Genomic DNA, 19,709 nt, shown 5'->3' on the forward strand with positions numbered 1-19,709 from the left:
TCCATCACCCCGGCCAGCCGGCGGACGCCCTCGCGGATCCGCTCCGGCGTGGGGAAGGAGAAGTTCAGCCGCATGTTCCCGGCGCCGGTCCCGTCGGCGTAGAAGCCGGTCCCCGGCACGTACGCGACGCGGGCGGCCACTGCGCGCGGCATCATCGCCTTGGAGTCGAGCCCGTCGGGCAGCGTCGCCCAGACGAACAGGCCGCCCTGCGGCGTGGTCCAGGTGGTGCCCTCGGGCATCAGGTCGGCCATCGCGTCGAGCAGCGCGTCCCGGCGCTCGCGGTAGATCTCGCGGTAGACCTTGAGCTGCTGCCGCCAGGGCATGGTGCCGAGATACGTCGAGACGGCCGACTGCGCGTAGGCGCTCGGGCAGAGGATCTGCGCCTCGCTGGCGATGACCAGCTTGTCGCGGACCGCGTGCGGGGCGAGGATCCAGCCCACCCGCAGGCCCGGCGCGAACGTCTTGGAGAACGTGCTCAGGTAGAAGACCCCGTCGCGCCGCCGGGCCCGCAGCGGCCGGGGCGCCTCGCCCTCGAAACCGAGCTGACCGTACGGGTCGTCCTCCACCACGAGCAGCCCGGCGCGCTCGCAGATGTCGAGCACCCGCTCGCGCCGCTCCTCGCTCAGCGTCACGCCGGCGGGGTTCTGGTAGGTGGGGATCGTGTAGAGGAACTTCACCCGGCGGCCCGCCCGGGCCAGGTCGGCGATCGCCACCTCCAGCGCCTCCGGGATGAGCCCTTCGTCGTCCATCGGCACGTGGGCGACCTGGGCCTGGGCGGCCTGGAACACCCCGAGCGCGCCGACGTAGGTCGGGCCCTCGGCGAGCACCACGTCACCCGGGTCCAGGAAGAGGCGGGCCACCAGGTCGAGGGCCTGCTGGCCGCCGACCGTGACCACCACGTCCTCCGGTGAGGCGCCGCAGGAGGCGTCGATCCCGGACAGGGACATCACCTCGCAGATCCGCTCGCGCAGCTCGGGGGCACCCTGGCCGACGCCGTACTGGAGGGTGGTGGCGCCGTGCTCGGAGCCGAGCCGGCCGAGCATCTCGCCCACCGCGTCGAGCGGCAGCGCCGCGATGTAGGGGGCCCCGCCGGCGAGCGAGACGACCTCCGGCCGGTTGGCCACCGCGAAGAGTGCCCGGATCTCCGAGGCGGTCATCCCGCGGACGCGCCGGGCGTACCGGTCGGTGTAGTCGTCGAGCGTCGTGCCGGTCATGGACATCACCTCGATCGGGTGTCGGCGGGGCTGCCGCCCGGTGTGGTACCCGCGATGCCGACATCCATTGGCGGCGGGGGCCGGTTGGTCGATCGTAGTCCCCGGTGACGGTCGCGGCACCGGCCGTGTGGACACGTCCACATCCCGGACCCGCCGTCGGCCGTCCGGGCGGGGGTTCGCGCGTTCCCTCCCGTACCGCCGGACAGGGGCGTACGATCGCTCGTCGGGAGCAGGAGGGCGCGGGACTCACCGGCGCTCCGAGCCTAGTGGTGGGGTGCGCTCATGTCGCGACGTCTGGTCAGCCTGACCCTGGACACGCTGGAGGACCTGCCTCGATCCTGCCGGAGCTGCGTCTACTGGGAGCTGGATCCGGTCTCTGCGGAACGGGCCTGCGCGGCCGGTGACCCGGGCCTGGAGAAGGAGGCGTGGGTCTCCCAGACGCTGCTGGAGTGGGGTTCCTGCGGCAAGCTCGTCTACGTCGACGGCATGCCGGCCGGTTTTGTCATGTACGCCCCGCCGGCGTACGTCCCGCGTTCGATGGCGTTTCCCACCTCGCCGGTCTCGGCGGACGCGGCGCTGCTGATGACGGCGCACGTGGTGCCCGCCTTCGCCGACGGCGGCCTGGGCCGGATGCTGGTGCAGGGCGTGGCCCGCGACCTGACCAAGCGCGGCATCAAGGCGATCGAGGCGTTCGGCGACGCGAAGTTCGGCGACGACGCGGACGACCCGGCGCGCGCCTGCGTGGCGCCCGCCGACTTCTTCCTCTCGGTGGGCTTCAAGACGGTCCGGCCGCACCCGCGCTATCCCCGGCTGCGGCTGGAGTTGCGGACGGCGCTGAGCTGGAAGTCGGACGTGGAGTACGCGCTGGAGAAGCTGCTCGGCTCGATGAGCCCGGAGACGCTGCTGCGGCCGGTCCGCCCGGCGCCCGCCACCCGCTCGACGAGCTGAGCCGCGGCTCAGTCGACCACGGTGCCGGCGGCCACGATCGCCCGCAGTTCGCTCACGTCGATCGAACCGGTCGGCACGTCCCGCTCGATCGGCAGGTACATCCGCTGCACGCCGGCCACGATGGCCTCGACCACCCGGTCCCGGAAACGCGGGTCGACGAGCCGCCCCCTGTCGTCCGGTGAGGTGAGGTAGCCGACCTCGACGCGTACCGCGGGCATCCGGGTGAGCCGGAGCAGCTCCCAGGCCTTGGCGTGGGTACGGCAGTCGCGCAGCCCGGTACGGGCCACGATCTCCCGCTGCACGAGCCCGGCCAGCCGCTCGCCGGTCGCCGACGTGACGCCGTTGTCGGTGCCGTAGTGGTAGGTCGCCACCCCCTCGGCCTCCGGGTTGGCGTGCCCGTCGGTGTGCAGGGAGATGAACACGTCGGCACCGAGGGAGTTGGCGAGCTGGGCCCGGTCCGCGTCCGGCAGGCACGCGCCGGGCGACGGGCCCCGGGTGAGCTGCACCCGTACGCCCGCGGCGGCGAGCCGCCCCTCCAGCCGGCTGGCGAGGTCGTGCACGAGGTCCGCCTCGGTCCAGCGCAGCGTGCCGTCGGGCACCACCACGCCCGGGTCGGTGCCGCCGTGCCCCGGGTCGATCACCACGGTCCGCCCGACGAGCGTCGGACCGGCCTGCCGGATGGCGTCGGACTCGCGCAGCCACTGCGGGCGCCCGCCGACCACCTTGCGGCCGAGGCGGCGCAGCGCGTTGACGGTGTGCGGCCCGCACGAGCCGTCCGGTTTCAGGCCCATCTCCCGCTGGAACTGCGCCACCGCGCGGGAGGTGCGGATGCCGTAGATGGCGTCCGCGCGGCCCACGTCGTACCCCATCTCCAGGAGGCGTTCCTGGAGCGAGCGGACGTCCTCGCCGGTCAGCGGCTCGGGTACGGCGTGGTAGAGCGCACGGGCGCCGAACCGCCAGCGGGCCGCGTCGAGCGCCCGCCACGTCTCGGCGCCGACCCGGCCGTCGACGCTGAGGCCGCGGGACTGCTGGAAGGCCCGTACCGCGCGTTCGGTCTGGGCGTCGTAGTCGTCACCCGCGGCCTCGGCGGGGAGAAGCTCCAGGCCGGCGAGGACGGTACGGATCTCGGCCACCGCCGGTCCCTGGTCACCGGGTCGGATCGGACGCACGACGACCCCCTCTGCACGGACGTTGGCGGACCGGAACTCCGACGGATGCTTACGGAGCGTACCGTGGCCGATACCCGACGGGTTCGCGTTCATGCAGGTCAGGAAAGCCGGAACCCCCGCCAACCGGGGGTGGTGACGGGGGTTCCGGCGGTGTCGGTACGGCTCAGAGCGCCGACTCGATGAGCTTGACCAGCTCGCCCTTCGGCTTGGCGCCGGCGATCGACTGCACCGGCTGGCCGTTCTTGAAGATGGTCAGCGTCGGCACCGACATGATCCGGTAGGCGCGCGCCGTCTCCGGGTTCTCGTCGATGTTGAGCTTGACGATGGTGACCTGGTCCTTCATCTCGCCCGCGATCTCCTCCAGCAGCGGCGAGACCTTGCGGCAGGGGCCGCACCACTCCGCCCAGAAGTCGACCAGAACCGGCTTGTCGGACTGCAGCACGTCACTGACGAAGCTGGCGTCCGTGACCGCCTTGGTTGCTCCCACTATGAACTCTCCTCCTCCGAACCTTGCTCGTGGAACTCTCAGCCCTGGATGGTGGCGATGAACCGCTCGGCGTCCAGCGCGGCGGCGCAGCCGGTGCCGGCCGCCGTGATGGCCTGCCGGTAGGTGTGGTCGACGAGGTCACCCGCCGCGAACACACCGGGCACGCTGGTACGGGTGCTGGGGGCCTCCACCTTCACGTACCCCTCGTCGTCCAGCTCCACCTGACCGCGGAACAGCTCGCTGCGCGGGTCGTGCCCGATCGCCACGAACACGCCCGTGACGTCGAGCACCTTGCTCTCGCCGGTGTGCACGTTGCGCACCCGTACGCCGCTCACCTTGCCGTCGTCGCCGAGGATCTCCTCGACCACTGTGTTCCACTCGACCTTGATCTTCTCGTTGCTCAGCGCCCGGTCCGCCATGATCTTGCTGGCGCGGAACGAGTCGCGGCGGTGGAGGATCGTCACCGACTCGGCGAAACGGGTGAGGAAGCTCGCCTCCTCCATCGCCGAGTCGCCGCCGCCGACCACCACGATGTGCTGGTTGCGGAAGAAGAAGCCGTCACAGGTGGCACAGGACGACACGCCGTGGCCGAGGTATTCCTGCTCGCCCGGCACACCCAGCGGACGCCAGGCCGAGCCGGTGGAGAGGATGACGGCGCGGGCGCGGTACGCGGTCTCGCCCACCCACACGGTGCTCACCGCGTCGGAGCCGATCTCGCCGGTGTCCTTCAGCTCGACCCGCGTCACGTCGTCGGTGAGGAACTCGGCGCCGAAGCGCTCGGCCTGCTTGCGCATGTTGTCCATCAGCTCGGGGCCGAGAATGCCGTCGGCGAAGCCGGGGAAGTTCTCCACCTCGGTGGTGGTCATCAGCGCGCCACCCGACTGCACGCCCTCGATCACCAGGGGCTTCAGGTTGGCGCGGGCGGCGTAGACCGCCGCCGTGTAGCCGGCCGGACCGGAGCCGATGATGATCAGGTTGCGGACCTCGTCCACTGCCGTCTCCCGATGTGTGTGTTCGTCACCGGCCGCACCGATGTCGATCCCGAGTGCCGACGGCTCTAGGGACGCCGGCGCCTGACTTGCAGAACGCCATCGTACGAAGCGGGGATTCCCGAGCCGGTCATCCGGTGGGTCAGGTCACGTGGCGGGACAAGCGTCGGGACCGCGTTTTCACCCTACCCGCGTCCGGAACCGCGTGTCCGCGCCGGACCCGGGTACCCCGCACTCCGGCCCGCTCACCCAGCCCCAGCGGGCGCCGCCGGCGTCCGCGAACGTCACCACGAGCGCCGGTACGCCCTGGAAGCGGGCGTAGTCGACCATGTTCAAGGTGAGCGGCACGCCGCCGTGCTCGGCCCCGATCGCGGTGAGGCACGCGGCGAGCGTCTCCGGCCGGGTCAGCCGGTCCAGCCCGCCGAGCGCGCCGACGCGGTACTTCTCGGTGGACAGGGGCGTCTCCGCGCCGTCCTTCGCCGCGCCGGACGGTCCGGCCATGTCTCCCCGGCTCGACTCCGTTCGGGCGAGCGCCCCGCCCGCGGCGAGGCGCTCCGGAGTCCAGTCGGTGCCGCTGCGCACCGCCGGTCCGGTGGTCCGGTACGGCGCGGCGGCCATCGGTGCCGCCTCCCCGCCCGCCCGGTCGGCGGTGCTGACGCCGCCGTCGCCGGAGTCGGCCATCCGGCCCACACCGAGGCCCACCGCGGCGACCGAGGCCGCGGCCAGCGCCACCGGTCCGGCGATGCGAGCCCAGCGCCGGGGGCGACGACCGGGGCCGCTGTGCCGGTCGGGACGGGGCGCCGTGCCGGGTGGCCGACTCGCGCCGCCGGGCTGCGCCGGCACGAGCGGCGTACCGTCGCGCAGCGCGGGACCGGCCCCGGCGAGCGCCGCGGTGATCCGGTCGGCCACGGCCTGCGGCATCTCCGGCGCCGGGGCGGCGGCCCAACCGGCCAGGTCCGCGCCGACCAGATCGACCGCGTCGGCGAGATTCGCGTACGCGGCGCGCCACGCCGGGTTCTGCTGGACCAGTCGGGCCACTGTCGCCTGCTCGGGGGTGCCGTCCAGCGCCCCGCCGAGGTAGTCGGCGAGCAGGTCGTGGTCGACCTCGCTGAACTCCCGGGAAGTCACGGCTCCTCCTGGCTGACAGCCTGCCGGGACGCTCCCGACGAGGATCCGACGCCCTCGGGGCGCCTGCGGTTCCCGGAGGTGAGCCGCGGCACGTCCTCGGCCGGTGTGTCGGTGCCGGTCCGCAGGTGCCCGAGCAGGACGGCGAGGCGGGCCCGGCCTCTGGCGCACCGGCTCTTGACAGTCCCCTCGGCGACGCCGAGCATGGCGGCGACCTCGGCCACCGGGTAGCCCTGCACGTCGACGAGGACCAGCGCGGCCCGCTGCTCGGCGGGCAGTGCCGCGAGCGCCTGCCGGACCACAAGCGCGGTGTCGTGGTCGCGGACCGGCGCGGCCGGTTCCGGACCGCCGGTGTGCCGGCCGGGCTCGCCGTCGGTGTGCACGCCGTCCGGCAGCGGGACGGTGGCGTGGGTCTGCCGCCGCCGGATCCGGTCCAGGCAGGCGTTGACCACGATGCGGTGCAGCCAGGTGGTGACCGCCGAGTCGCCCCGGAACCGGGCTGCGGCGCGGTGCGCCGACAGCATGGCGTCCTGGAGGGCGTCGGCGGCCTCCTCGCGGTCGCCGATCGTCCGTAGCGCGACCGCCCAGAGGCGGTCCCGGTGGCGTTGGAACAGTTCGGTGAAGGCGTCCCGGTCGCCGGCCGCGTGCGCCCGCAGCAGCTCCAGGTCGGAGCGGCCGGGTGGCACGCCGTCGCGTTCCGTCATCACCACGTCCGGTGGAGGTGGCGCGGCGGGGACGGCGGCCGGGTCACGAGCCCTGGACCACGATCTCCTGGACGCCGAGCTTCCAGCCGCTGCCGCTCTCCTTCTCCGGCAACTTGGTGATCCAGAACAGCAGGTACTGGTACTTCTGGTCCGGCTCGAAGGCGTTGAAGATCATCTTGGTGCCGCCGTCCTCGTTCGCCGGCCCGATCAGCGTCGAGTAGGCGTTGACGAGCTGCTTGTCGCCGGAGGAGCTGGACGGGAAGTCGCCGCGGGTGCCGGTGCGCAGCTCGACGGTGGCGCCGGTGGCCGAGAGCGTGGCCTCCAGCTGCTTGACCGAGTGCGGGGCGCCCAGGTCGATCCAGACACCCATGCCCTTCTTGATCCCGCCGAACTTACCGTTGTTGCGGTAGCTGTTGGTCTCCCAGCCCTCGTCGTCGTTCCCGTCGATCACCTTCTCGGCGTTGCGCACCTCGGCGCGGTCGCCGTCCGGGTCGATGATCCGTACGTCCTGGATGGTGAGCTTGCGGACCTGCGCGGCGGGCTCGGCGCCACCCCCGGTGGCCGGCGCGCTGTTCGACGGCTGCGCGACCGGCTCCTTGTCGCCGTCGTCGCCGCCACCGAGTGCGTTGATGCCGATGAGCAGCCCGACCAGGGCGACCGCCAGCAGGCCGGCGATGCCGATGGCGACCTTGCGGCCACCGGCCGCGGCCAGCGGGGAGGGCTCCTCGCCGGGGTCGGCGGTGAAGCGCAGCGGGCCGGCCTGCTCCAGGAACTGCTCGTCGGCCGGGATGTCGAGCCGGCTCAGCTCGGCGGCCAGCACGTCCGACGACGGCGGGGGGATCTCCGGGTCGAGCAGGTCCATGGTCAGGTCGTCGAGGTAGGCCGGCACCCCGGCGCGCATCTGCCGGGGCGCGGCGATGGCGCCGCCGGCGTCCCGGACGGCGTCCGGCAGGGCGGCGCGGCCGTGCCCGGCGGTGGCGCCGTGCAGCGGGGCCTCGCCGTGCGGCCAGTGCCCGGTCAGGGCGAAGTAGAGCACCCCGCCGACCGCGCGCAGGTCGTTCTCCTGGCTGTCCGCCCCGTCGGTACGCGCGTCGGCGAGCACCACCCGGCCGTCGTCACTGATCATGACGGTGCCGGGGTGGAGGTTGCCGTGCACCATGCCGGTGGCGTGCACGGCGGCGAGGGCGCTGGCGACGGCGTTGCCGATCGCGGTGGCCCGGGCCGGGTCCAGCGGCCCGTCGGCGGCGACCATCTCGCGCAGCGACTGCCCGTCGACCCACTCGCGGACCACGTAGGCCCGGTCGTCCTCGTCGATCGCGTCGTAGACGCCGACCAGGTTGGGGTGGATGACGCGGCTCGCGGCGACCGCGGCCTGGAGCATCTCGGTGGCGGAGTCGCCACCCGGGTAGCGGAGGACCACGGCGACGGGACGGCGGAGCACCACGTCGACACCGCGCCAGACCAACCGGCCCGCGCTGTCGTTGTTGATGTGCTCGACCAGTTCGTACCGCTCCGCGAGCAGCTCACCGACCGTGGGAGCACCGAAGGTCACGACCGCAGGAGAGGTCTCCTCCGCTTCCTGACCCTCGCCGACCTGGGTCACCCGTCCTCCCTCGGTGATCGCGTCGATCGATGGACCCGTGCTGCTGGGCATGTGGCTTCCCGCTCTGCCTTCGGTGGAACGGCCGCGGTGTCGACACCCGCGTCGATCCCGGTCGTACCCGTCGAGAGCGACCTTACCCGGGATGCCCGGTTCTCCGACATGTCATCTTCCCGCTGTGACCGGCCGGAAGGCCAGTCGCCGCGGGCCCCGACCGGGTCGCCCGCCCACCCGGCAGGCGAGCCGGACACGCACCGCCAATCTAGAGGTTGACGGCAAGGAGGCGGCACAGGGGCGTACCGGTGCGGCGGCCGGGAGGTTTTCCCCGCCCCGGCCTGCGCTCCCTCGTCCGTACGGTTGGTTGTCCACAGGCCGAGAGGACCATTGGACGGCGGAATTCCAAGTTATCCACAGCCGTATCCCCAGCCTGGTGATCCTCGTTCACCGTCGGTCACCGAGGGGGTCAACGCCCGAGGCGCCGCCGGACCATCCCGACCACCTCGGTGATCTCGCCGATCCGCAGCACCATGGCGAGCCCGAGGTAGGTCGCGCCGATCGCCGCGCCGCCGATCACCAACTGGACCGCCGCGGCGAGCCAGCTCAGGCTCTCCGGGTCGCCGGGGAGCACCGCGACCACGAGCAGGCCGACGACCGCCGCGCCGAGCGCCGCCACGACCACCCGGCCGAGCGTCCGCATGATCCCGCCCAGCCCGATCCGGCCCACCCGGGGCCGCAGCAGCATCGCCGAGATGATCGCCGCCGCCAGGTACGACACCGCGTTGCCGAGCATCATCCCGGCCGCCGCGAACGTGTTCGAGAAGAGCAGGAACAGGCCCACCTGGAGCAGCACGCGCAGCGCCACCACCGGGATGTTGATCAGAGCCGGGGTACGGGTGTCCGGCAGCGCGTAGAACGCGAAGGTGAAGAGCTGGCTCACCGCGAACGGCACCAGCCCGAGCGCCGCCACCAGCAGCACGGTCGAGGTGGCCACCGCGTTGTCGCCGGTGAACGCGCCGTACCGGAACACCACCACCGAGATCGGCGCGGCCAGCACCGCGTAGCAGACCGCGATGGGCGCGAGCACCGCGGTGACCATCCGGGTGCCCCGGGACAGGTCGGCGGTGACGTCGCGGAACCGGTTCTCGGCCGCCGCCGCGCTCATCCGGGGCATCAGCGCGGTGATGATCGAGACCGCGATGATGCCGTGCGCCATCATCAGCAGCAGGAACACGTTGTTGTAGATCAGCAGGCCGGCGTTCTCGCCGTCCCCGCCGGTGGCCCGGTTGAGCAGGTTGACCACCACGAAGAGGCCGAGCTGGTTGACCGCGACGTAGCAGAACATCCAGGCGCCGAGCCGGGCCAGCTCGCGCAGCCCCAGCTCGCGGAAGTCGAACCGCGCCTTCCACCGGAAGCCGACCTTGCGCAGCGCGGGCAGCAGGCCGACCGCCTGCACCGCCACGCCCAGCAGCGTGCCGCCGCCGACCAGCAGGATCCGGTCCCAGCCCACCTCCTCGGGCCGGAGGCCGGTCGCGCCGAAGACGACGATGTACAGGCCGAACGTGCCGATCGAGACGAGGTTGTTGAGGATCGGCGCCCACATCGGGGCGGCGAAGTGCCCCCTGGTGTTCAGCACCGCGGCGATCAGGGCGCTGATGCCGGTGAAGAACAGCATCGGCAGCATCAGGTACGACAGCCGGGTGACGAGCGTGGTGTACGCCGGATCGTCGCCACCGGCCGCGTACACGGCGGTCAGCACCGGGGCCAGCAGCACCGCGATCAGCGCGGTCGCGGCGAGCGCCAGCACCGCGAGGGTCAGCAGGCGCTGCGCGTACGCCTCGCCCCGGTCCGCATCGATCTTGCGGCGGCGCACCAGCACCGGCACCAGGACGCTCGTCAGCACGCCGCCGAGCAGGAACTCGTACACCTGGTTGGGCAGGAACTGGGCGGTGGTGAACGCGTCGCCGACCATGGTGCCGAGCGCGGCGCCGATCATCAGGTTGCGGATGAACCCCGTACCCCGGCTCACCAGGCTGCCGATCGCCATCACCGCGCTGTTCGCCGCGGCGCTGGTCTCGGCGACCACCTCCTGCGGCGGTGCGACGGCCTCGACGCCGGGCTGGTTCAGCGGCTCGGCGGAGATGAAGGTGGCGCCGTCGTCCGGCGGCAGGCCGTCGCCGTGCGCGTTCGCGCTGCGGTAGAGCCCGCCGCTCATCTGCCAGCCTCCAGGGGGTACGTGGTGATCGGGCCCGGCCGGCCCCGCCCAACCGGAACCTTAGTCAACCCGGACCCGTTACCCGCGCCCGGCGCGGTCGATCCACCTCCGGCCCGATAGGCTGGCGATCCGATGTCCGAAGCCTCCGCCTCCCACGCCGCCGACCGCCGCGAACTGACCGCCGCGCAGCGCAACGCCGTCGCCGAACTGCTCCGAGTCTCACCGGTCGCTGACGAGCTGGGCCGGCGCTTCGCCCGGGCCGGTCACGAACTGCACCTGGTGGGCGGATCCGTCCGCGACGCGCTGCTCGGGCGGCTCGGCAACGACCTCGACTTCTGCACCGACGCCCACCCGGACGAGACCATCAAGGTCATCCGCGGCTGGGCCGAGTCGATCTGGGAGACCGGACGCGAGTTCGGCACCATCGCCTGCCAGCGCGACGGCCTCAACCTGGAGATCACCACGTTCCGGGCGGAGGTCTACGACCAGGTCAGCCGCAACCCGGTGGTGCAGTACGGCACGAGCCTGACCGAGGATCTCAAGCGCCGCGACTTCACCGTCAACGCGATGGCGGTCAGCCTGCCCGACCACCGGTTCACCGACCCGTACGGCGGGCTGGCCGACCTGGCTGCCAAGATCATCCGTACCCCTGGAACGCCGCAGGAGTCGTTCCGCGACGACCCGCTGCGGATGCTGCGCGCGGCCCGGTTCGCCGCCCAGCTCCGCTTCGCCGTCCACCCGGACGTCCGGGCCGCGATGACCGAGATGGCCGGCGACCTGGACCGGATCACCGCCGAGCGGATCCGGGACGAGTTCACCAAGCTGCTCTGCGGCGCCGACCCGATCACCGGGCTGCGCCTGCTCGTCGACACCGGCCTGGCCGAGCGCTTCCTGCCCGAGCTGACCGGCCTGAAGCTCACCATCGACGAGCACGCCCAGCACAAGGACGTCTACGAGCACACGCTCACAGTGGTCAGCAACGCCATGTCGCTGGAGTCCGACGGCTGCGACTTCGTGCTGCGGATGGCCGCGCTCATGCACGACGTCGGCAAGCCGGCCACCAAGGCGGTCGGCGCGGACGGCCGGGTCAGCTTCCACCACCACGAGGTGGTCGGCGCCCGGCTGACCAAGAACCGGATGAAGGCGATGCGCTACTCCAAGGAGATCACCTCCCAGGTGGTCAAGCTGGTCGGGCTGCACCTGCGCTTCTACGGGTACGGCCGGGGCGAGTGGACCGACTCGGCGGTGCGCCGGTACGTCACCGACGCCGGCGACCTGTTGTCCCGGCTGCACAAGCTGACCCGCTCCGACTGCACCACCCGCAACCGGCGCAAGGCGGCCCAGCTCGCGGCCGACTACGACGCGCTGGAGGAGCGGATCGCCCGGATCGCCGCCGAGGAGGACCTGGCCCGGGTCCGTCCCGACCTGGACGGCAACGCGATCATGGAGCTGCTCGGCGTACCGCCCGGGCCGGTGGTCGGCCGGGCCTGGCAGCACCTCAAGGAGCTGCGCCTGGAGCGCGGGCCGCTGGACCGCGACGAGGCCGAGGCGGAGCTGCTGCGCTGGGCGCGCGACGAGGGCATCACCGGCTGAGCGCTCGGCGTCCGGGATCTGACGACGATACGGCGGCGTGTCGACCGAACGGTTGACCCGTTCCGGTCGATGTCTCCCGCATGATGAGCATCGGCAGCCGCCGGATCGACAGATGCGGCTGTGCTGATCTCATCCGCCCGTCCGCTCCGGACGGTCGCTGGACACGGGGAGTCAATTCGTGACACGTCACGGCGGCCTGCGCCGCTCCGCGCTCGTGGGGCTGGCCCTCACCAGCGCCACCTCCATCCTCTGCGCCACAGTCGCCGGGCCGGCCCTCGCCGACCCGAAGCGACCGCCGGTTCGTGGCGCCGGCACGGCCGAGGCGGTGCCCGGCCGCTACATCGTGGTCCTCAAGAAGGGCAAGACCACCCCGGCCAAGGTGAAGTCCGCCGCGTCCGCGCTGGCCGGCGAGCACGGCGGCACCGTCCGCCGGGTCTTCGGCAAGGCGCTGAACGGCTACTCGGCCACCATGGACGCCCGGCAGGCCGCGCGGCTCGCCGCCGACCCGGACGTCGAGTACGTCCAGCAGGTCCAGCGGTGGAGCACCGCCGGCACCCAGACCACCCCGCCGTGGGGCCTGGACCGCATCGACCAGCTCAAGACCCGGACCGACGGCAAGTACACCTACCCGTCGACCGGCGCCGGGGTGACCGCGTACGTGATCGACACCGGCATCGACATCGACCACCAGGACTTCGGCGGGCGCGCCCGCAACGGCTACGACGCGGTCGAGCAGGACGACGTCGCGCAGGACTGCGACGGGCACGGCACGCACGTGGCGGGCACGATCGGCGGTACGACGTACGGCGTCGCCAAGGCCGTCGACCTGGTCGCCGTCCGGGTTCTCGACTGCTCCGGCAGCGGCGACACCGAGCAGGTGATCGCCGGCATCGAGTGGGTCACCGCCAACGCCACCGGGCCGTCCGTCGCCAACATGAGCCTCGGCGTCGACCGCGTCGACCAGGCCGTCAACGACGCGGTCACCCGCTCGATCGCGTCCGGCATCACCTACGCCGTCGCGGCCGGCAACAGCATGCAGGACGCCTGCGGCTCCTCGCCGGCGAGCGTGCCCGCCGCCATCACCGTCGGCGCCACCGACCGGGTCGACATGCGCGCCTGGTTCTCGAACTACGGCCGCTGCCTGGACCTGTTCGCCCCCGGCACCGGCATCGTCTCGGCCAAGGCCGGCACCAGCGCCGGCACGGACTCGATGAGCGGCACCTCGATGGCCTCCCCGCACGTGGCGGGCGCCGCCGCGCTGCTGCTGGAGGAGCACCCGGGCTGGTCGCCGCAGCAGGTGCGCGACTCGGTCGTGACCACCGGCATCGGCGGCGCGGTGCACGACATCATGGGCTCCACCGACCGGATGCTGCACATCGGCTCGGCCGCGACGGCCCGCGGCTCGTACGGGCTCAAGGCCCGGGTCAACGGCCGCTACGTCACCGCGGAGAGCGCCGGCACGAAGCCGCTGATCGCCCGGGGCACGGCCATCGGCGCCTGGGAGAAGTACGACGTGGTCGACGCCGGCGGAGGGCTGTTCGGCCTGCGGGCGCGGGTCACGAACAAGTTCGTCACGGCGGAGAGCGCCGGGGCGAAGCCGCTGATCGCCCGCTCGGCCACCATCGGCGCGTGGGAGAAGTTCCAGATCGTCGACAACACCGACGGCACGATCAGCCTGAAGGCGGCGATCAACGGCAAGTACGTCACCGCGCCGAGCGCCACCTCCCCGCTGATCGCCAGCAAGACCGCGATCGGCACCGCCGAGAAGTTCGACTTCGACGCCCCGGCGCCCCTCGTGAGCATCAAGTCGGTGGCCAGTGGCAAGTTCGTGACGGCGGAGAGCGCCGGGGCGAAGCCGCTGATCGCCCGCTCGGCGACCGTCGGCGCCTGGGAGAAGTACGAGCTGGTCAACGTCGGTGACGGCTACGGCACCTTCGGCCTGAAGGCCCAGATCAACGGCAAGTTCGTCACGGCGGAGAGCGCCGGGGCGAAACCGCTGATCGCCCGGGGCGCCTCGATCGGCGCGTGGGAGGGGATGTCGTTCCTCGACTACAACGCCGACGGCTCGGTCTACCTGTACGCGAACATCAACGAGAAGGCGGTCACCGCCGGCAGCGCCGGCACCAGCCAGCTCATCGCCAGCCGGACCATCGACTGGAACAGCCCGACCCTCGGCCTGGGCGCCGGCGAGAAGTTCGTCGTCGCCGTGCTCTGACCCGTACCACCGCACGACGCCCGCCGGTTCCCCTCGGGGAGCCGGCGGGCGTCGTCGTCACGGGGTGACCGTGCTGCCGTCCACTGTGGTCTTGCCGTTGTGCTGGGCGCTGCTGCCCAGCCGCGCCAGCAGGCCGGCCAGGTCGATGCCGGTCAGGTCGCTGCCGAGCTGGAGGCCCTGGGCGACGTTCCCGGCCACCGACTTGGTCAGCGACGACGCGCCGTCGGTGGAGATCACCGTCATCTTGTCGATCGCGCCGATCGGGGCGCTGGCCGCGCCGACGACCTCGGGCAGCACCTTGACGAGCAGGTCCAGCACGGCCGCCTCGCCGTACGCGGCGAACGCCTCGGCCTTGCGGGCCATCGCGTCGGCCTCGGCCTGACCCTTGGCGAGGATGGCCGCGGCCTCGGCCTGGCCCTCCCGCTCGACCGCCTCGGCGATCGCGGAACGGCGACGCTGCTCGGCCTCACCCTCCTTGGCGCCCTCGATCGCGTTCGCCTCGGCCAGCGCGGCCCGGCGGGCCCGCTCGCCCTCACCGGTGAGGCGGGCCTGCTCGGCGGAGGCCTGCGCGGCAGCAATGGTGGCCTGCCGCTGCGCGTCGGCGTTGAGCACCGCCGCGTTGCGGTTCGCCTCGGCCTCCTGCTCCACCTTGTACCGGGCGGCGTCGGCCGGCTTGCGCACCTCGGTGTCGAGCTGGCGCTGCTTCAGTTCGGCGTTGCGCTCGGCCACCTTCTGCTGCTCGGAGAGGATCGCCTGGTCCCGCTCGGCCTGCGCGAGCGGCCCGGCCGCTGCCGACTTCGCCTTCGCCGCGTCGATCTCGGCCTGGATGCCGGCCTGCTTGAGCGCCAGGTTCCGGTTCGCCTCGGCGATCGCCTCCTCGGCGAGCAGCCGCTCCTGCTCGGCCTGCTGGCGGGCCCGTGCCTCGGCGATGGCCGCGTCCTTGAGCACCCGGGCCGCCTCCGGCCGCCCCAGGTCCTGGAGGTAGGAGCCCTCGGCCAGGATGTCCTGGAGCTGGAAGGTGTCCAGCACCAGGCCCTGGTTGGTCATCGAGTGCTCGGCCTCCTCGGCGACCGCGCTGGCGAACGCCGCCCGGTCCCGGATGATCTCCTCGACGGTGAGCCGCCCGACGATCGAGCGGAGCGCGCCGGCCAGCACCTCGCGGGTGAAGTTGTCGATCTCCTCCTGCTGGTTCAGGAAGCGCTGGGCGGCGGCGCGGATCGCGTCCTCGGTGCCGCCGACCTTGACGATCGCGACGCCGTGCAGCTCGGTGCGGATGCCCTGCTTGCTCACCGCGCCGCGGATGCTGACGTCGATCCGGCGGCTGGACAGGTCGAGCGACTGAAGCTTCTGCACCACCGGCAGCACGAACACCGAGGCGCCGAGCACGACCTTCTGCCCGGACATGTCGGTGGCCCGGCCGCCGTCGGCGGTCTGGGTGGTGCGGCCCTTGCGGCCGGTGACGATGAACGCCTGGTTCGGCCCGGCCACCTTGATCCGGGACAACACGAAGAGGACGAGGACGACGGCGAGGAGGACCGCGCCGCCGATGGCGACGAGCAGGGGCATGGGGGTTCCCGTCTGTGTGGTGGTGTCAGTAGGTCTCGACGTGCACGCTGGTCTCGCTCAGGGCTTCGACCACGAAGATCCGGGTGCCGACCGGCATCGGCCCGTCGGCGCGGGCGTTGAGCTTCACCGGCTGGCCGGCGAGGCGTACCCGCACCTCGCCGTAGCCGCCGCTGGGGATCGGCGTCACCACCAGCCCGATCGCGCCGGCCAGGTGGTCGCGGGTGGGTGTGGCGTCGGTGCGCATGTTGCGGGCCGCGCGGCTCAGCCGGGCCGCCAGCCAGCCGGTGGGCACGGCGGCGAGCGCGCCGCCGGCCACCGCCGCCGCGATCATTCCGGGGGTACGACCCCCGAGCAGCTCGTTGACGATCGCGCCGCCGAACCCGAACGCCCCGGTGAACCCGGCGGCCGCCTCCAGCGACACCGGCCCGTCGACGTCCGGCTGGCCGACGTGGAGCACTCCCGAGCCGAGCAGGGCGAGCGTCAGCACGCCCACACCGACCCCGCCGATGATCAGGAAGATGAGCGTCCCGGTGGCCATGACCTGCACGGTATCGACGCGGTGCAACATCGACTTCGTTCAGCGGACGTCCAGCGGCGGGTCAGGGCCGGTCGGGGAGAATGTCGGCGTGGGCGCGACAATGGGTGACATGCGCTGGACCGTGCTCGACTCCCCGATCGGGGAGTTCTCCGTCGGCACCGACGACGACGCGGTGCGCGGCGCGCACTTCGGCCGGGTGGACGGGGCGTCGGACGAACCCGGCGACGCGGTGGCCCGGCTGGCGGTGGCGGAGCTGCGGGCGTACTTCGCCGGTGAGCTGACCGAGTTCACCGTGCCGGTGTCGGCGCCCCGCGGCTCGGAGTTCGAGCGCGCCGTCTGGCGGGAGATGACCCGCATCCCGTACGGGGAGACGAAGACGTACGGCGAGGTGGCGAAGGCGGTCGGTGACCCCGGCGGAGCCCGGGCGGTCGGGGTGGCCTGCAACCGCAATCCGGTGCCGGTGATCGTGCCCTGTCACCGGATCGTCGGCGCGGGCGGCAAGCTCGTCGGCTTCGGCGGCGGGCTGCCGCGCAAGGTGACGCTGCTGGAGCTGGAGGCGTCGGTGGCGCTGCGGCGCGCCTGGTCCTGACGTACGCGAAGAAGGAAGGCCGGGTCCGCGCGGACCCGGCCTTCCTTCTTCTGCGTGTCAGCGTGTCAGCGCTCGATCTCGCCGGCGATGAACGCCTCGACGGCGGCGTGCGCGTCGTGGTCGGCGTACTGCTCCGGCGGGGACTTCATGAAGTACGAGGAGGCGGAGAGGATCGGGCCACCGATCTTCCGGTCCAGCGCGATCTTCGCGGCGCGGACGGCGTCGATGATGACACCGGCCGAGTTCGGCGAGTCCCACACCTCGAGCTTCAGCTCCGCGTTGAGCGGGGTGTCACCGAAGGAGCGGCCCTCCAGGCGGATGTACGCCCACTTGCGGTCGTCCAGCCACGGCACGTGGTCGGACGGGCCGATGTGCACGTCGCTCTTGCTCATCTCGTGCGGGATCTGCGAGGTCACCGACTGGGTCTTCGAGATCTTCTTCGAGACCAGGCGGTTGCGCTCCAGCATGTTCATGAAGTCCATGTTGCCGCCGAAGTTGAGCTGGTACGTGCGCAGCAGCTCGACCCCGCGGTCCTCGAAGAGCTTCGCCAGGGCGCGGTGCACGATGGTGGCACCGACCTGGCTCTTGATGTCGTCGCCGACGATCGGCAGGCCGGCGTCGGTGAACTTCTTCGCCCACTCCGGGTCCGAGGCGATGAACACCGGCAGGGCGTTCACGAACGCGCAGCCGGCGTCGATCGCGGCCTGGGCGTAGAACTTGTCGGCCTCCTCGGAGCCCACCGGGAGGTAGGAGACGACCACGTCGACCTGCGCGTCGCGCAGCGCCTGCGCCACGTCGACCGGCTTGGCGTCCGACTCCTCGACGATCTCGCGGTAGTACTGGCCCAGACCGTCGAAGGTCGGGCCGCGCTGCACGGTGACGCCGGTCGGCGGCACGTCGCACAGCTTGATCGTGTTGTTCTCGCTGGCGACGATCGCCTCCGCGAGGTCCATGCCCACCTTCTTGGCGTCCACGTCGAACGCCGCGACGAACTTCACGTCGGAAACGTGGTAGTCGCCGAAGGTGACGTGCATGAGACCCGGGACGCGGTCGTTCGGGTCGGCGTTCCGGTAGTACTCCACGCCCTGTACGAGGGACGAGGCGCAGTTACCCACACCGACGATGGCGACGCGGACGGAGCCCATAGCGTCTGCCTCCTTCTTCTTCATCACGGCCGCTCTGTCCTGGACGTTCCAGGCGTGGGCGGGCTGTCGTTGTCTCCTCGGCCACCGGCCGTCCCGGGTCGCGGGTCGGCCGGGGCCCGGCCGGAGCGCTCGTTGGCGATGAGCTCCTCCAGCCAGCGGACCTCGCGCTCACAGGCGTCGAGCCCGTGGCGTTGCAGTTCCAGGGTGTACGCGTCGAGGCGCTCGGCTGCCCGGCCGAGCACGTCACGAAGACCTTCGCGACGTTCCTCGATCTTGCGGCGACGACCTTCCAGGATCCGGAGCCGGGTGGCCTGGTCGGTCCGGGCGAAGAACGCGAAGTGCACGCCGAAGCCCGTGTCGTCGTACGTCTCGGGTCCAGCCTGCGCTATGAGCTGGGCGAAGCGTTCCTTGCCCTCCGCGGTAATGGTGTAGACCACCCGACCGCGTCGGCTGGTCAGCGCGGGAACCTCCTCGGCGGTCGCGGGTGTCTCGGCGGCTTCGGCGATCCATCCCGCCGCCTGCAGCCGGCGCAGGGTCGGGTAGAGAGAGCCGTAGCTGATCGCCGCCCGGATGGCGCCGAGCTTGGCGGTCAGCTCCTTGCGCAGCTCGTAGCCGTGCATGGGCGCCTCCTGCAGGAGGCCGAGGATGGCGAGCTCGAGCACGGGCCATCCCTTCTTTTCCCCCTGCGCGGAGTGCTAACCACCGCGATGTATCGGACCGATACATCGCACGTTAGCGGAGAGGGGAGGGTGGGGCAAACCCCTGCTGACGCGACGCGATCATCACGGATCGTGACCGTGGTCGCCTGGGTTCGCCGGAGCGCGTACCCTTTCCCGCATGCGTACGCAGCGCCAGGTCGTCGACTACTCGCTTCAGAAGCGGGCTGTGCTGCGTGAACTGCTCGCCGGGCGGATCGGCACGTACGACGTCTGCGACGCCTCGCCGTACCTGAAGAACGCTGCCCGTTTCCACGGCGAGCCGACGGACCACCGCTGCCCGATCTGCCGCAGCGAGAACCTGATCCACGTCCACTACATTTACGGGGACGAACTCAAGCAGTCGGCCGGCCAGGCGCGTACCCGGGCCGAGTTGCCCGTCCTGGCCATGACGCTGCGTGAGTTCCAGGTGTTCGTGGTGGAGGTCTGCCCCGGCTGCGACTGGAACCATCTCGTCGAGCAGTTCCTGCTCGGCCGGGACGGTCTCGCGGGCGAGGCGGAGGACGCGGACGAGTCGGTCGCGGCCAACGGCTCCACCCCTCGGCGAAGGCGAGAGGCGCAACGGTGAACGCGGCTGTCCCGATCGCTGCCGGCCCATTCCCCGGGTGGCAGAAGCGACAGCCTTTAAGCGTAATTGGTCCGAATAGGTCGGATTTGACGGGCACGCGCCGGTACCGCCGGCGGGTAACGTCCCGTGTTCCAGCTCACGGCAACCCGGTGGCGGCGCCCCCGCGCCCCACCGCGACCGGCAGGGTGTGAGGAATGAACTACGGCGATCCCAGTTCTTCGCGTGGGCGGGCCCAGATCCCGGGCCCGAACGGCGACCCCGGTTCCGAAGGGAGCCGGGGCGGGAACGGTTGGTCCGGCGCGGCGGACGGCGGCGCCTCGGCGCGCGCCTC

General features: G+C 72.1%; 17 protein-coding genes. 5 read left to right on the top strand and 12 right to left on the bottom strand.

What is annotated here, in order from left to right; translation table 11 throughout:
- Window positions 1-1,214, bottom strand: a 1,214-nt coding sequence (locus ACPCK6_RS26375; protein WP_423482524.1) for an aminotransferase-like domain-containing protein, incomplete at its 3' end; no start/stop codon positions are given.
- A 282-nt stretch (window positions 1,215-1,496) separates the two neighbouring features.
- On the opposite strand from ACPCK6_RS26375, the gene ACPCK6_RS26380 reads away from it, so the two are divergent.
- Window positions 1,497-2,162, top strand: coding sequence for a GNAT family N-acetyltransferase (locus tag ACPCK6_RS26380; protein ID WP_013289377.1), 666 nt, complete (start codon window positions 1,497-1,499; stop codon window positions 2,160-2,162).
- Between the two features lie 8 nt (window positions 2,163-2,170).
- Here ACPCK6_RS26380 and ACPCK6_RS26385 read toward each other — a convergent pair whose 3' ends face one another.
- The 7 genes from ACPCK6_RS26385 to murJ all read right to left on the bottom strand — a co-directional run bounded on the left by ACPCK6_RS26385 (window position 2,171) and on the right by murJ (window position 10,448).
- Entirely contained in the window at window positions 2,171-3,331 is a 1,161-nt protein-coding gene (locus ACPCK6_RS26385; protein ID WP_318336215.1) for an N-acetylmuramoyl-L-alanine amidase, read from the bottom strand.
- A gap of 163 nt (window positions 3,332-3,494) precedes the next feature.
- Entirely contained in the window at window positions 3,495-3,818 is a 324-nt protein-coding gene (trxA, locus tag ACPCK6_RS26390) for a thioredoxin (protein ID WP_318336214.1), read from the bottom strand.
- Window positions 3,819-3,856: 38 nt separating this feature from the next.
- On the bottom strand, window positions 3,857-4,810 hold the full coding sequence (gene trxB / locus ACPCK6_RS26395) for a thioredoxin-disulfide reductase (protein ID WP_396881807.1): 954 nt from the start codon (window positions 4,808-4,810) through the stop codon (window positions 3,857-3,859).
- Window positions 4,811-4,987: 177 nt separating this feature from the next.
- Window positions 4,988-5,935 carry an RsmA family anti-sigma factor gene (locus ACPCK6_RS26400; protein WP_423482525.1) on the bottom strand — a complete coding sequence of 316 codons (948 nt, stop codon included), beginning with the start codon at window positions 5,933-5,935 and terminating at the stop codon, window positions 4,988-4,990.
- Window positions 5,932-6,636, bottom strand: a complete 705-nt coding sequence (sigM, locus tag ACPCK6_RS26405; protein WP_396881809.1) for an RNA polymerase sigma factor SigM — start codon at window positions 6,634-6,636, stop codon at window positions 5,932-5,934. Before sigM ends, ACPCK6_RS26400 begins: the two co-directional genes overlap by 4 nt.
- Window positions 6,637-6,679: 43 nt before the next feature.
- Window positions 6,680-8,290, bottom strand: a complete 1,611-nt coding sequence (locus ACPCK6_RS26410) for a protein kinase family protein (protein WP_396881811.1) — start codon at window positions 8,288-8,290, stop codon at window positions 6,680-6,682.
- A gap of 409 nt (window positions 8,291-8,699) precedes the next feature.
- Window positions 8,700-10,448, bottom strand: a complete 1,749-nt coding sequence (murJ, locus tag ACPCK6_RS26415; RefSeq protein ID WP_396881812.1) for a murein biosynthesis integral membrane protein MurJ — start codon at window positions 10,446-10,448, stop codon at window positions 8,700-8,702.
- Between the two features lie 132 nt (window positions 10,449-10,580).
- Between murJ and ACPCK6_RS26420 the strand changes: the two genes are divergently transcribed.
- A complete protein-coding gene (locus tag ACPCK6_RS26420; protein WP_318336208.1) occupies window positions 10,581-12,041 on the top strand; it encodes a CCA tRNA nucleotidyltransferase in 1,461 nt (486 codons plus the stop codon).
- A 178-nt stretch (window positions 12,042-12,219) separates the two neighbouring features.
- Entirely contained in the window at window positions 12,220-14,256 is a 2,037-nt protein-coding gene (locus ACPCK6_RS26425) for a S8 family serine peptidase (RefSeq protein WP_423482526.1), read from the top strand.
- A gap of 57 nt (window positions 14,257-14,313) precedes the next feature.
- Here ACPCK6_RS26425 and ACPCK6_RS26430 read toward each other — a convergent pair whose 3' ends face one another.
- Together ACPCK6_RS26430 and ACPCK6_RS26435 are read right to left on the bottom strand one after the other, a co-directional pair.
- Entirely contained in the window at window positions 14,314-15,822 is a 1,509-nt protein-coding gene (locus ACPCK6_RS26430; RefSeq protein ID WP_282311925.1) for a flotillin family protein, read from the bottom strand.
- A gap of 25 nt (window positions 15,823-15,847) precedes the next feature.
- Window positions 15,848-16,390 carry an NfeD C-terminal domain-containing protein gene (locus ACPCK6_RS26435; protein WP_396881814.1) on the bottom strand — a complete coding sequence of 181 codons (543 nt, stop codon included), beginning with the start codon at window positions 16,388-16,390 and terminating at the stop codon, window positions 15,848-15,850.
- 79 nt (window positions 16,391-16,469) lie between these two features.
- Between ACPCK6_RS26435 and ACPCK6_RS26440 the strand changes: the two genes are divergently transcribed.
- The gene (locus ACPCK6_RS26440; protein ID WP_396881941.1) at window positions 16,470-16,949 is read left to right on the top strand and encodes a methylated-DNA--[protein]-cysteine S-methyltransferase; all 480 of its coding nucleotides are present in this window, start codon (window positions 16,470-16,472) and stop codon (window positions 16,947-16,949) included.
- A gap of 65 nt (window positions 16,950-17,014) precedes the next feature.
- On the opposite strand, the gene ACPCK6_RS26445 is transcribed toward ACPCK6_RS26440, so the two are convergent.
- Both ACPCK6_RS26445 and ACPCK6_RS26450 read right to left on the bottom strand, forming a co-directional pair.
- Entirely contained in the window at window positions 17,015-18,094 is a 1,080-nt protein-coding gene (locus ACPCK6_RS26445) for an inositol-3-phosphate synthase (RefSeq protein ID WP_013289364.1), read from the bottom strand.
- Between the two features lie 23 nt (window positions 18,095-18,117).
- A complete protein-coding gene (locus tag ACPCK6_RS26450; RefSeq protein ID WP_120572535.1) occupies window positions 18,118-18,756 on the bottom strand; it encodes a PadR family transcriptional regulator in 639 nt (212 codons plus the stop codon).
- A gap of 175 nt (window positions 18,757-18,931) precedes the next feature.
- On the opposite strand from ACPCK6_RS26450, the gene ACPCK6_RS26455 reads away from it, so the two are divergent.
- Complete coding sequence (locus tag ACPCK6_RS26455) at window positions 18,932-19,378, top strand: DUF5318 domain-containing protein (protein ID WP_013289362.1); 447 nt, start codon at window positions 18,932-18,934, stop codon at window positions 19,376-19,378.
- Window positions 19,379-19,709: the final 331 nt, after the last annotated feature.

It is taken from the genome of Micromonospora sp. AB353, assembly GCF_049538395.1.
Classification (GTDB): domain Bacteria; phylum Actinomycetota; class Actinomycetes; order Mycobacteriales; family Micromonosporaceae; genus Micromonospora; species Micromonospora aurantiaca.